Raw genomic sequence first — 12,215 nt, 5'->3', positions numbered from 1 at the left:
ATTAGGCTACCTCACACCGATAAAATACGGTGGGATGGCAGCCTAATCAAGGTGTTTTTATTAGTGTCTCATTTCGCTAGGTCAGTCTAGAGACCGGGCCTGTTTTTATTGATTCACTTTTTGTTCTTCCATACATTTTAACGCCGCCGTCCAACTGCCGAATAAGGCGTTGATGGTCGATGTGCTCGGTACGTTTCGTCCTTCGGCCCATTTCCGATAATGGAGGATGCTGAAGTGAGACAACTCTTGTCTGGCGACCCGAAGCGCCTCGATGACATCTTCTTCATCCCATTTCCGCTTCGGTGGGGCGATATCGAGGACGAACAAGGCGTAGCTCCACGATCCGTACTTCCGCGCAATCGTCGCGACCGTTGGATAGCCGCGCTCTTGGGCCCAGATGGCGTAGTGCTGGGATGTGAGACGCTCGAGTTCCTCTGACGCTTCAATCAACGCTTGAATAATCCGTTCTTCATTATTTTTCGCCGCGGTCGTCTGAAGTTTCGCTTCCCGGAGCGCGTTCGACCAAGAGCCGAACCGGCTGCTGATTAACGTGAGTGACGGGGAACGTGTCACTTTCGACCACTCCCGATACGTTTGGCTCGTGAAGAGCGAAAGTTCTTCGGCGGCTTGATTCAATGCCCGAAGGATATCCTCGTCTGAATAGTAATGGAACGACATTTGAATTTGGGCGGCGACGAGTGCTTCGCGCCAAGACCCGAACTGGTGGATGACGGTGGAAAGGGACGGCACGTTTTTGGTTTGCGACCAAACGCTGTACCGTTTCGAATCGAGCTCGGCATGTTCTTGAGCAGCTAACTGCAACGCTTGTACGATTTGAGGGCGTGTCCATTTTTTCATCTTGGTGTCTCTCCTTTGGAGGGAGACGCAGCGAGCGTCTCGGAAGGTCTCTTGGTGTGAATGAACAGCTTGTATTGGTTGGAAGAGTCAACGAGCTAGTCAAAAAGAATGCTTGAAATCGATTTCTACCTCCTTATGCTCTGTTTTGATGAGATGCAAAATAATGTAAACGATACCCAATTCGGGTTATGTATATTCCCATTTCCCGTTTGTCCGACAATTATTCATTATGTGAAAGAAATCATGATAATAATTTCGTGAACTCCTTTGTTGCCATCCGTGTCGTTCATGAGAAAAAGCTTGTTTTATCTTTAAATTTGTCGAGAAGAGTCGGGTAGTTTACTAGCATCGACGCATCTTTTGCGCATTCCAACCCACACCACGAACGAACAACTCAGACTCTTGGAGGTGCGAACTACCATGGCAACACTTGTGAACGTGTATCGGAAGAATCAACGGAATTTGCTGTTCTTATGTCTCGACATCTTGATCGTCTCATTTGTGCTCTATGCGACGTTTGAATTGCTGTTCTCGACGATTACGTCGTACGCGGCGCTCGAATCGAGCGAAATGTTGATGATGGTCGGTATCAAAATCATCAGCTTCAGTCTCGTCGGGACGGTGTTAAAAATCCATCGTATCGACTGGCGTTACGCCTCGGTCCATGAGATGAAACAAGTCGCCATCGCCTTACTGAGCAGTGACTTGGTGTTGTACGCCTACAACCAGTTCCACTTCGGGGCAGGGCTCGGCATGATCATCGCTGTCCAAGGGTTGCTCGCCTTCAACTTGATTTTGTTCACGCGATTCTTGGCCCGCAACCACGTATTCGATGTGTTCAAACCGCACTCTAATCATCCCGGACGAAAAGCGCTCATCATCGGGGCTGGTGATTCGGGCCAGTTGATCGTCCGTGAGTTGAAAGAACATCGGACGACCGTCCTCTGTGTCGTCGGTCTACTCGATGACAACCCGCACCTACAGTCGCTTTACGTGCACGGTGTTCCAGTGCTCGGGGTGACGGACGATTTAGAGCGCATCATCCAAGAGCACGGGATTGAAGTCGTGATTTTGGCCATCCCAAGCCTGTCCTATGCGCGACGCCTTGCCTTGCTCAAACGGATTGAGAAGACGGGTGCTGAGTCCCATGCGTTACCGATGATCTCGGAGCTCGCGACCGGGAAGGTCTCCATCAGTGAAATCCGCGAAGTGAAAATCGAAGACTTGCTAGGCCGAGAACCGGTCCAGTTGGACATATCTGGAATTTCTAGTCATGTGGAAGGGGCGACGGTACTCGTCACGGGTGCCGGCGGATCAATCGGTTCGGAACTGTGCCGTCAGCTCATCAAATTTGCCCCGGCTGAAATGATTCTCCTCGGTCACGGCGAGAACAGTATTTACTTGATTGAACGAGAGCTGCGCGAACTCGGGACGGACACGGTGCTTTATCCCGTCATCGGTGATGTGCAGGATGAGGCCCGGCTTGAAGAAGTGTTCCGGATGTATAAACCGGACATCATCTATCACGCCGCCGCCCACAAACACGTTCCGCTCATGGAAGACAATCCGCTCGAAGCCGTTAAAAACAACATTTACGGGACGAAACATATGGTCGACGTCGCGGCCCGTCACAAAGTGAATCGCTTCATCATGATCTCGACGGACAAGGCGGTCAATCCGACGAACGTGATGGGTTCGACGAAACGAATCGCCGAAATGGTCGTCCAAGAGAAAGCTCGTTCCAGTGATACGATTTTTGCGGTCGTCCGCTTCGGTAACGTCCTCGGCAGCCGTGGCTCGGTCGTCCCGCTGTTTAAAGAACAAATTCTACGCGGAGGTCCGGTCACCGTCACCGATCCCGAGATGACCCGTTACTTCATGACCATCCCGGAAGCGAGTCGTCTCGTCATTCAAGCGAGCGTCTTATCGCGAGGTGGTGAAGTGTTCGTGCTCGATATGGGTGCTCCGGTCAAAATCATCGATTTGGCGAAGAAAATGATCGAGTTGAGCGGTTTCACGACCGACCAGATTGGAATCGAGGTCACCGGGATTCGTCCTGGTGAGAAGTTATACGAAGAACTGCTGGCCGAAAGTGAGCTCGGTCCGGAAGCGAACGTCTTCCCAAAAATCTTTGTCGGTCGGACCCGGCCGTTCAAGACCGTCTCCTCCGTCTTGCATTTGATTGAAACGTTCCGTGATGACCGTGACGCGTTGATGTATCTGTTGCTGTTCATCGCCAACAGCGACGACCTCGATCGAGACGTCGAACGGCTATTCACACACGGGGTGAAACGGATGCGTCCTCATATCGCCGCATCACGTCTCGCCGATGGGAACTGAACGCCACTACGAGCGAGGAGGGGAGAACGATGGTCGATCAAACAGTGCTCATCGTCGGCGTCGCCAGCTTTCAAGGATTCCATCTGGCACGTCGACTGTTACAGGAAGGGTTTGACGTCGTCGGAATCGACGATGAAGGGCGGCACAAGACGAGAATTGCCAAACAACGTCTCTACGTCCTGACGCACCCGCAGTTTCAGTTGATTCGTACGACACTCGCGAACAAGACGGTCATGCGCAGCATCTTGAAGCGACATGAACCACGCCACATCATCTTATGTTCGACCCGTACCGTCGACGACCCACTCGAACGATATGAGTTGATGAAGCGGTATATCGGGCTGCATACGACACGAGTCCCGCTCGAGTCGTTCATCACGTTCAACCTCCCGGTAAAGGAAGTGAGCGAAGAAGATCCCCCCGCCATCCACTTATTCACGGAAGACGTCTTCGGACCTTGGGATGACTCCTCGACACTCGTGTCCAAAGCGATTGTCGCCGTCGACCGCGGTGTCCGTCTTTCCGGTTATTATGCGACGGATATCATCAACGTCTCCTATATCGATGACGTCGTCGAGTCGGTCGTTCGGCTATTGCGTTTGGTTCAAACGGGACTGTCGCCCGTCGGCTACTTTCAAATTCCAGCCTCGGACTACGTGACCGTTCAAACGTTACTGTCCGATATCGGGCACATCCTCAACAAATCAGCCAAGACGTCGTTGCCGATGCGAACATCCGTGCTCCGGCAGTCGAACATTCCGACGCTCGATACCTTAGTCGGTTTCAGCCCGAGTACATCGCTATTTGAAGGGCTCGAGCAAGTCGTCGACTGGTATATCTCGTATAAAAACATGATGAAGGAGGGCATCAAATGAACATCTTATTATCAAAGCCGCATATGTCCGGACGTGAGATGGCTTATATCGAAGAGGCGTTCGCAAGCAATTGGATTGCGCCGCTCGGCCCGAACGTCAATGCGTTTGAAGCGGAAGTGGCTGCATATGCGGACCATCCTCACGCCTTGGCGACAAGCTCGGGTACGGCCGCCCTCCATTTAGCGCTACTTACTCTCGGTGTCGGGACAAATGACACAGTCTTCTGTCAATCGCTCACGTTCGTGGCATCGGTCAACCCGATCCGTTATGTCGGGGCAATCCCGGTCTTTATCGATTCGGAAACGACGACGTGGAACATGTCGCCGGACGCGCTCCGGAAAGCGTTCGTCCAAGCGGCGACGAAAGGGAAACTTCCGAAAGCAGTCATCGTCGTGCATCTCTATGGCGTCGTCGCGAAAATAGGTGAGATTCGCCACATTTGCCGCGAGTATGGTGTCCCGTTGATTGAAGATGCGGCCGAATCACTTGGTTCGACATGGCACGGGCAGATGACGGGCACGATCGGCGACATCGGCTTCTATTCGTTCAACGGCAATAAAATCATCACGACCTCAGGCGGCGGCATGCTCATGGTGCCGAATGCGGAAACGAAACAGTTAGCGCTCAAGTTGGCCACGCAAGCCCGGGAAGACGCGCCGCATTATGAGCATGAACAAGTCGGGTACAACTATCGATTGAGCAATGTCTCGGCCGGCATTGGTCGGGGACAGCTCGAAGTGATTGAACAGCGCGTCCAAGCGAGACGTCGCGTCTTTTCCCGCTACGAGCGCATGTTCCGGCAACTTGGGACGACGTATCAACAAGAGGTCCCATATTCACGGGCCAACCGTTGGCTCACGGCCATGCAATTGGACCAAACCGAATTGCATCGTGACACGTTGATGCAGCGGCTCGCCACGGCCGGGATTGAATCGCGTCCCGTCTGGAAGCCGATGCACTTACAGCCCGTTTACCGCGATGCGGAATACGTGTCGGTCGACGGAGAAGACGTCAGTCGCCGACTCTTCGAAAACGGCATCTGTCTTCCGTCGGGATCTGATTTGACGCTCGGAGAACAACAGCAAGTCATCCAGACGGTACTCGATACTCGTACAATCGTGACCGAACAAAGTGTCTGAGGAGGACGAACGATGAACCGGGAAGCAGAGATTATCCAGTCGCTTCGAGCCGCTGCATCTCTGACTCCGACCCTCACTGTCAAACAATATCAGCTCTGGAGCCGAGACCGAGACGTCCCGACGTTCCTCGACGTTCTCAATTTTTACGGGTCATGGACCGGTGCGTTAAAAGCGGCCGGTCTCGTCGAATCCCGCAAACAGTATACCCAACAAGAACTCATCGCAGCGCTTCGGCTCGCACTTGAACAGGAAGGGAGATTGACGAGCACCCACTATCAACAGTGGGCCAAAGGTCAAGTCGCCCCTTCCCTAGGTGATATTATTTCCCACTTCGGGTCTTGGAGTCTGGCCGTGAAAACGGTCGAGCGTTTAGAAGAACTCCATTTTACCGTCCAACCAGAACGTGAAAAAGCAGAAATCGTCCAATCGTTACTCGAAGCAAGCCGGGTCGTGGTCCCATTCAACGCCGTCACGTATCAGAAATGGGCCAAACAACATAAACGACCGAGTGTCGCAAAAATATCGCGGCGGTATGGTTCTTGGAAACGGGCACTCGCCGAATTGGAGCTTCGTGAGTCGTGTGATGGAAAGAAGTGAACGTTGAACAGAAATCGCGATGAACGGAACATTTGTCAGCTCGTTAGATTTTAAATTGAACTGCGACATCTTGGAAGGAGGGAAACGCCATGGGCCGACCAATCGTGTTACTTGTCGGGGAACATCGCACATCCGCCTACGTCTATCAGGCGATTCGCAATCTAGGGGTGACCCATGTGATTCGAGAAGATGGTCCGAGCGAGCATCGACCCGAATCGCTCAACCATTGGCTGACACACGCTTATGTCCGGTCGATGGCGCCTCTCATGCGCGTATCCAGCCGGGCCCGGATTCGAGAATTGAAAGGTCGCTATCCGTTGAACGACGAGCCGATTCCGTTCCATCACATCCTGCGAGTCACTTCGTTAAACGATGCGAAGACGACGATGTGGCTCGATCGTCTCGACCCACAACTGATCGTCACCCATGAGACGGGACCGATCGACCCGAGTGTCCTCGCTCGATTCGATTGTCCGGTGCTGACGGTCAAACCGACGATCGCCGAAGGTCAACTCGAGGCATACTGGGCGTTTCGGGCCAAACCGGACGTCTGTGAGGCACGAATCGAACAGTGGACCGAGCGGGGCTGGTCTGTGGTCGACCGGGCCGTGCTCTATATCGGCGGGACGGATAACTTTGCCACGTACCCGTATTTACAGCTCACGACCGTATTGCCCCTCCTGAGACGGCAAATCGAGTTGCTGTTAAAGGAAGATGTCTATGACCGCCGAACGGCGAAATAACGGCCAAAGCGCGATGCTTTGGCCGTTTAGCTTTGGGTAATGCAATAGTGTTGGATGGCGTCGTTATAGTAGACGGCAAGTCCTGGGGCGTACTTGTCATAGAATGCGGTGAAACGCTCGTCCATGACGTACATCTGTCCGAGTCCGCTGAACATGTCGAGCGAGCAGTCATAAAACTGGTCGTTGATGAACATGTGGTTCGCCTGGACGGCCGCTTGGACACGTGGGTCTTCGACCGGGACACCGGCCGTGAACAAGTCGACGAGCGGCTTGACGAGATCGACTTGCTGTTGACTGAGAGCTTCCCAGTCTTCTTTCGAGCGCTTGTCGGCGCGCGCACGTGACGTCTTGTACGCCTCGCTCTCGCCCCAACGCTCCACGACCTCGGGCTCGTGTTTCGCTTCGTGGGTTTTCAGTTCGTCAAACGACAGACCGTTGAACAATGATTTGTCTTCCATTGGAATTCCTCCTCTCAGTGAGGTGAGCGTCGATTCCGCCGTCTCGGCGAGTGTCGCGAAATAGGCGGCCTTTGCGCGCAGCGCGGTCACCTGCTCCTTGAGGGCACGAGTCCGATCGAACGGTTCGGCTTCGAGCAACGCCTGAATCGTCTCGAGTGGAAAGTCGAGCGAACGATACAGCAGAATCGTCTGCAACCGCTCGGCGTCCTGTGACGAGTAACGGCGATACCCGTTGGTGTCACGCTCGGCAACAAGCAGACCGACCGCATCATAGTGTCGTAGCGTCCGTGTGGTCGTGCCGGCGAGTGTGGCGAGCTGTTGAATCGTATACATGTCCTCACCTCCTTGGATTCAGCGTACACGTTGACGTCGCGTCAAGGTCAAGCCTTTGTTTCAAATAAGGAAAAGCCATCCCGTTCGCCGACATAACGGAAGCCGAAGCGGGGATAATAGGCGTTCAAAAAGGAATTTGTGGCGACGCAGTCGAGGCGAATCCGGTCCGACGTTGCTGCGAGCGCATGACGCATCAGCTGTTCGCCGATTTGTTGGCCTTTCATTCGGTCGTCGACGACGAGCCGATGTAAATAGACGGCCCCCCGGGAATCGTCCCATAAATTCTCATCCCAAGCCGTCGGCGGAATCAAACTGACTGACCCGGTGATGGTTCCATTTGTTTCATATACATACACGGTCCCGTTCGTGACGTCATGAGTCACAAAATCGGTCCGGCTCGGTTCCAAATATTTCACCCATTGCGTTTTTCCGGCTGCCTGAAAAGCTTGGGCTTTCTGTAAAATTAGTTGATCGATTGCCGAAAGATCGGCCTGTGTGGCCAAACGAATCATATAAGTCGCCTCACTTTCATTTCATTTCAAATTCGTGTAGGGTACACGGTGAGTAAGCTGTTGAAACACTCTTTGTATTGATTTCGAATTTTTGTTAAGATAAACGTAGTGCATCGTGCAAACGATTGCGCTAATGCGATATAGAGACAACAGCACTGATATTAGTATATAGGATGCGCAGTGAGTTTAGGGATAAGGGAGTATCATTGAGACATGCAACTTTTACAACGTGACCAACACACACAAACGAAAACACTGAAACGAAACTGGTGGAAAGAAGCCGTCGCTTATCAAATCTACCCGCGCAGCTTCTACGATGCGAACGGCGATGGAATCGGCGACATCCAAGGCATCATCGATAAGCTCGACTATTTAAAAGACCTCGGCGTCGACGTCATCTGGATTTGTCCGATGTATAAGTCGCCGAATGATGACAACGGCTATGACATTAGCGACTATCAGGACATCATGGACGAGTTCGGATCGATGGAAGATTTCGATCGACTGTTGACGGAAGTCCATGCACGCGGCATGAAGCTGTTGCTCGACCTCGTCGTCAACCATACGTCGGACGAGCACCCATGGTTCATCGAATCGAAGAGCTCGAAAGATAACCCGAAACGTGACTGGTACATTTGGCGTGACGGCAAACCCGACGGCTCGAAACCGAACAACTGGGAGTCAATCTTTGGCGGGTCGGCCTGGGAGTTCGATGAGACGACGGAGCAATACTTCTTGCACGTCTTCTCGAAGAAACAACCGGACCTGAACTGGGAGAACGCCGAGATGCGCCAGACGATCTATAACATGATCAACTGGTGGCTCGACAAAGGCATCGACGGCTTCCGTGTCGATGCAATCAGCCACATCCGCAAACATCCATCGTTCGGCGATTTGCCGAACCCAGAAGGCCTCGACTTCGTGCCATCGTTCGAGATGCACATGAACGTCGATGGGATTCACGGTTATTTGGAAGAGCTTCGCGACGAGACGTTCAACAAGCACGACATCATGACGGTCGGGGAAGCGAACGGCGTGTCGCCTGACGACGCCCACCTTTGGGTCGGCGAGAAGGAAGGCAAGATGAACATGGTGTTCCAATTCGAACACATGGGTCTCTGGCGTGAAGACGCCGAGTCGAAGCTCGACGTCGTCCACTTGAAGAACGTCCTGACGAAATGGCAAAAAGGTCTCGAAGAAGACGGCTGGAACGCCCTCTATGTCGAGAACCACGACCAGACACGGACCGTGTCGTCATGGGGTGATGACGAGCGCTATTGGAAAGAGAGCGCGAAATCGATTGCGATGATGTATTTCCTCATGCAAGGGACGCCGTTCATCTATCAAGGCCAAGAGATCGGTATGACGAACGTGAAGTTCGACTCGATCGACCAGTACGACGATATCGCGACACGCAACCGCTATTACATCGGTCTCGAACATGGCAAGAGCCATGAGGAGATGATGGACATCACGTGGAACTCGTCACGTGACAATACGCGGACGCCGATGCAGTGGAACGCGGGACCGAATGCTGGCTTCACGTTCGCTGATACGCCTTGGTTCGGTATCAACCCGAACTACACGGACATCAACGTCGATGCTCAGCTCGAAGATGAGGACTCGATTCTCAACTTCTATAAAGAGATGATTCGTCTTCGCAAGCAAGACGAGACGTTCGTTTACGGGACGTATGACATCGTCTTGCCGGAACACCCGGAGATTTACGCGTACACGCGCACGCTCGGTGACTCGCAATACCTCGTCATGACGAATTTGACGGGCAAAGAAGCCATCTTTGCGACGGAGCTCACGCTTCGCTCGGAAGATGTCGTCTTGCAAAACATGCCGCTCGAGCCGCATGATGAGACGACACTCGTCCACTTGAAGCCGTTCGAGGGGCGCGTCTATAAAATGAGTTAATCGAAGACAGGGACATTCCCTGTCTTTTTTTGCGTACAGGGAAATGACGAGAGAGCACGAATTCATATATAGACAAGACGAGGAGGGGTTGGAATGAGACTGTTACTGACATCGGCCGGGATTAAAAATGACCGGATTAAACAAGCGTTACTCGAGTTGTTAGGGAAACCGATTGAGGAGTGTACCGCCCTGTGCATCCCGACCGCGATTTACGCGTTGCCGGGTGGGACGAATCACGCGTGGAACTTTTTCAACGGTGATTTCTCGACGCCGATGTGTGAGTTAGGGTGGAAGTCGGTCGGGGTCCTCGAATTGAGTGCCCTCCCAAGCCTTGATGAAACGGTGTGGAGACCGGCGTTCGACGAGGCGGATGTGTTGTTGGTCAACGGAGGCGACCCCCTGTTCTTGCATTATTGGATGCAGCAGTCCGGTGTCGCGCAGCTGTTACCGGATTGGAATGGCGTCTATGTCGGTTTGAGTGCCGGCAGCATGGTCATGACCCCGCGCATCGGGGAGGCGTTTGTCGGTTGGCAGGCACCGGGCGAGCAGGGCGATACGACACTAGGGTATGTCGATTTTTCGATTTTCCCTCACCTCGATCATGAGATGTTGCCGGAGAACACGTCCGAGCATGCGACCGAATGGGCAGGCATGTTGGCTGGGCCGAGCTACGCCATCGATGACGAGACGGCGATTCGAGTCGTCGACGGGCGTGTAGACGTGATTTCGGAAGGGAATTGGCTGAAGTTTTAACGAAACGAACAATCGCGAAGCCTCACATCCGCGATCGTTTTCGTAATGCTCCCTCCCTGCATCCGCATCACGTAAATTTGATCGGGCCCGACGTGTGAAGCGCGTGCGAACCGGGAAAGAAAAAGTTACCGATTCCGGACCATTCGCGAGATATGGTACGATGGGACAGCGGAAAGGGGAATCACCATGGCAATTGAACCGAAACGCGTACGTGTGCGCCAAAAGACGACGATCAGTGAGATCGCGGAACCAATCGAGCTGCAAACCGAGGGGCTCTATTATGAATTGAAGACCGGCTTCATCTTGACGTTCGATCAAGAACGGGAAGACGGTGTCGTTCCGACGACAATCAAATATACGACAGGCCGGCTCGCGCTCATCTGTAAAGGACCGATCGAGATGAATCATTCCTTTATCGAAGGACGTTTGACGCAAAGCCTATATAAAAACCCATATATGTCGATGACGATGGCGACGACGACAGAGCGACTCGATGTCGCGGACGGCCGTTGCCGCTTCGTCTACGAGTTATCGATGAACGAAGACGTGGCGGGCAGTTATGACGTCGACGTCACATGGACGTTTGAAGGAGGAGAGTTCGCATGAATTTTGCAGAACGCGTGAAAAAGATTGAAGAGATGTTGAACGAGGATTGGTTCGAGATGCTCGAGACGAACGAGGACGAGTATGAAGAGTGGCGTGGCCGCCTCGAGGACCATGCTGAGCAGGTCGTCGGGCACTATGACAACGAGACCGGCGTCGATATGGACTCGGTCGACAAGTTGCTCCAGTTGAACGATGAGTTCCCGCTTCTTTATGGAGAAGATACGGTCCGGCTTTACGTCGCGTTGATCGAGGCGCGGCCGGAAGACAAGTCGGTGTACGAACGCTATATCGATTATTTGGCGGCCATCGGTGACGCGACACATGAGGAATTTTTACGGTTCCACACGCTCGTCGAGGCTGGCCGTTTAGACGAGGCCCGTACGCTCGCCCCACAGATGCCAAAACGACTAGGATTAGAAGACTGACCCGCAATCGATTGCGGGTTTTTTGCTAGATGATTCTATGAAAAAGGCGACATCTCGTCACAGGAACGTCTGTTTTCAACGTGAATCGGCTTCGTTATGATGAAGAGAGACCAATCAATTAGGGGGACGTCAGATGCTACAGCTCGTCAAAACAACGATGGCGCAACAAGCGCAAGTACTCGAATTTTTAAAGGAGTGGCGGGAGCGGGAAGAGACGATCGTCCCGAACGCGGTCGACCGCGACGCGTCTGACTTTGCGTCGTACGTCAAACAGATTCGTGATAAAGAGATACGGGTGAACAACGTCAGTTGGGTGCCGAGCACGACGTATTGGCTGACGGACGGGGACGAGTTGCTTGGGGCAGCGAATATCCGCCACGAATTGAATGACAACCTCCTCAACTTTGGGGGCCACATCGGTTACGGCATCAAGCCGAGCGCACGTGGACGCGGTCTGGCAACGAAACAGCTCGAGCTCGCGCTCGAGAAAGCGAAAGAACTCGGGATTGAGCGGGCGTTGATTACGTGTGACCGGACGAACGTGGCGTCACGCCAAGTCATCTTGAATAACGGAGGAATACCGGACACACCGTTCACAGCGGAAGGCGGGAAAATCGTCGAGCGGTTTTGGATTGAACTGAAAGGATGACGTG

At 53.2% G+C, this 12,215-nt stretch carries 13 protein-coding genes; 10 read left to right on the top strand and 3 right to left on the bottom strand.

From position 1 onward, the window contains the following. Window positions 1–105: 105 nt before the first annotated feature. Entirely contained in the window at window positions 106–858 is a 753-nt protein-coding gene (locus tag KNP84_RS04620; RefSeq protein ID WP_021066071.1) for a homing endonuclease associated repeat-containing protein, read from the bottom strand. Between the two features lie 420 nt (window positions 859–1,278). Here KNP84_RS04620 and KNP84_RS04615 point away from each other — a divergent pair, with 420 nt between their 5' ends. From KNP84_RS04615 to KNP84_RS04595, 5 genes are all read left to right on the top strand, one after another. Beyond that, window positions 1,279–3,198, top strand: a complete 1,920-nt coding sequence (locus KNP84_RS04615) for a polysaccharide biosynthesis protein (protein WP_215114376.1) — start codon at window positions 1,279–1,281, stop codon at window positions 3,196–3,198. Window positions 3,199–3,227: 29 nt separating this feature from the next. Further along, on the top strand, window positions 3,228–4,073 hold the full coding sequence (locus KNP84_RS04610) for an NAD-dependent epimerase/dehydratase family protein (protein WP_215114375.1): 846 nt from the start codon (window positions 3,228–3,230) through the stop codon (window positions 4,071–4,073). Further along, window positions 4,070–5,212, top strand: coding sequence for a DegT/DnrJ/EryC1/StrS family aminotransferase (locus KNP84_RS04605; RefSeq protein WP_058764877.1), 1,143 nt, complete (start codon window positions 4,070–4,072; stop codon window positions 5,210–5,212). Before KNP84_RS04610 ends, KNP84_RS04605 begins: the two co-directional genes overlap by 4 nt. Window positions 5,213–5,224: 12 nt before the next feature. Then, a complete protein-coding gene (locus KNP84_RS04600; RefSeq protein WP_021066075.1) occupies window positions 5,225–5,809 on the top strand; it encodes a hypothetical protein in 585 nt (194 codons plus the stop codon). An 89-nt stretch (window positions 5,810–5,898) separates the two neighbouring features. Then, window positions 5,899–6,552, top strand: a complete 654-nt coding sequence (locus KNP84_RS04595) for a hypothetical protein (protein ID WP_215114374.1) — start codon at window positions 5,899–5,901, stop codon at window positions 6,550–6,552. Between the two features lie 26 nt (window positions 6,553–6,578). Here the strand turns inward: KNP84_RS04595 and KNP84_RS04590 are convergent, their stop codons facing one another. Both KNP84_RS04590 and KNP84_RS04585 read right to left on the bottom strand, forming a co-directional pair. Continuing rightward, on the bottom strand, window positions 6,579–7,343 hold the full coding sequence (locus KNP84_RS04590) for a MerR family transcriptional regulator (RefSeq protein WP_215114373.1): 765 nt from the start codon (window positions 7,341–7,343) through the stop codon (window positions 6,579–6,581). A gap of 47 nt (window positions 7,344–7,390) precedes the next feature. Continuing rightward, entirely contained in the window at window positions 7,391–7,855 is a 465-nt protein-coding gene (locus KNP84_RS04585; protein ID WP_131471471.1) for a GNAT family N-acetyltransferase, read from the bottom strand. A 213-nt stretch (window positions 7,856–8,068) separates the two neighbouring features. On the opposite strand from KNP84_RS04585, the gene KNP84_RS04580 reads away from it, so the two are divergent. From KNP84_RS04580 to KNP84_RS04560, 5 genes are all read left to right on the top strand, one after another. Continuing rightward, on the top strand, window positions 8,069–9,778 hold the full coding sequence (locus KNP84_RS04580) for a glycoside hydrolase family 13 protein (protein WP_285800456.1): 1,710 nt from the start codon (window positions 8,069–8,071) through the stop codon (window positions 9,776–9,778). Between the two features lie 93 nt (window positions 9,779–9,871). After that, window positions 9,872–10,531 (top strand): Type 1 glutamine amidotransferase-like domain-containing protein, encoded by a 660-nt coding sequence (locus tag KNP84_RS04575; RefSeq protein WP_215114372.1) that lies wholly within the window; start codon window positions 9,872–9,874, stop codon window positions 10,529–10,531. A gap of 186 nt (window positions 10,532–10,717) precedes the next feature. Then, on the top strand, window positions 10,718–11,137 hold the full coding sequence (locus tag KNP84_RS04570) for a YwiB family protein (protein WP_215114371.1): 420 nt from the start codon (window positions 10,718–10,720) through the stop codon (window positions 11,135–11,137). Beyond that, window positions 11,134–11,562: a hypothetical protein gene (locus KNP84_RS04565; protein ID WP_021066082.1), complete on the top strand. Its 429-nt coding sequence runs from the start codon at window positions 11,134–11,136 to the stop codon at window positions 11,560–11,562. Before KNP84_RS04570 ends, KNP84_RS04565 begins: the two co-directional genes overlap by 4 nt. Window positions 11,563–11,695: 133 nt before the next feature. Next, window positions 11,696–12,211 (top strand): GNAT family N-acetyltransferase, encoded by a 516-nt coding sequence (locus KNP84_RS04560; RefSeq protein ID WP_029594648.1) that lies wholly within the window; start codon window positions 11,696–11,698, stop codon window positions 12,209–12,211. The last annotated feature ends 4 nt before the right edge of the window (window positions 12,212–12,215 follow it).

This window comes from Exiguobacterium sp. s70 (assembly GCF_018618315.1).
In the GTDB taxonomy this organism is placed as follows: Bacteria; Bacillota; Bacilli; order Exiguobacteriales; family Exiguobacteriaceae; genus Exiguobacterium; species Exiguobacterium chiriqhucha.
Note: the sequence above shows the minus strand (reverse complement) of the source record. Positions and strands in the feature narration are given on the sequence as shown.

Coding starts and splice junctions, on each gene's coding strand:
- KNP84_RS04620 (WP_021066071.1), bottom strand. CDS start 858: ATGAAAAAATGGACACGCCCTCAAATCGTACAAGCGTTGCAGTTAGCT.
- KNP84_RS04615 (WP_215114376.1), top strand. CDS start 1,279: ATGGCAACACTTGTGAACGTGTATCGGAAGAATCAACGGAATTTGCTG.
- KNP84_RS04610 (WP_215114375.1), top strand. CDS start 3,228: ATGGTCGATCAAACAGTGCTCATCGTCGGCGTCGCCAGCTTTCAAGGA.
- KNP84_RS04605 (WP_058764877.1), top strand. CDS start 4,070: ATGAACATCTTATTATCAAAGCCGCATATGTCCGGACGTGAGATGGCT.
- KNP84_RS04600 (WP_021066075.1), top strand. CDS start 5,225: ATGAACCGGGAAGCAGAGATTATCCAGTCGCTTCGAGCCGCTGCATCT.
- KNP84_RS04595 (WP_215114374.1), top strand. CDS start 5,899: ATGGGCCGACCAATCGTGTTACTTGTCGGGGAACATCGCACATCCGCC.
- KNP84_RS04590 (WP_215114373.1), bottom strand. CDS start 7,343: ATGTATACGATTCAACAGCTCGCCACACTCGCCGGCACGACCACACGG.
- KNP84_RS04585 (WP_131471471.1), bottom strand. CDS start 7,855: ATGATTCGTTTGGCCACACAGGCCGATCTTTCGGCAATCGATCAACTA.
- KNP84_RS04580 (WP_285800456.1), top strand. CDS start 8,069: ATGCAACTTTTACAACGTGACCAACACACACAAACGAAAACACTGAAA.
- KNP84_RS04575 (WP_215114372.1), top strand. CDS start 9,872: ATGAGACTGTTACTGACATCGGCCGGGATTAAAAATGACCGGATTAAA.
- KNP84_RS04570 (WP_215114371.1), top strand. CDS start 10,718: ATGGCAATTGAACCGAAACGCGTACGTGTGCGCCAAAAGACGACGATC.
- KNP84_RS04565 (WP_021066082.1), top strand. CDS start 11,134: ATGAATTTTGCAGAACGCGTGAAAAAGATTGAAGAGATGTTGAACGAG.
- KNP84_RS04560 (WP_029594648.1), top strand. CDS start 11,696: ATGCTACAGCTCGTCAAAACAACGATGGCGCAACAAGCGCAAGTACTC.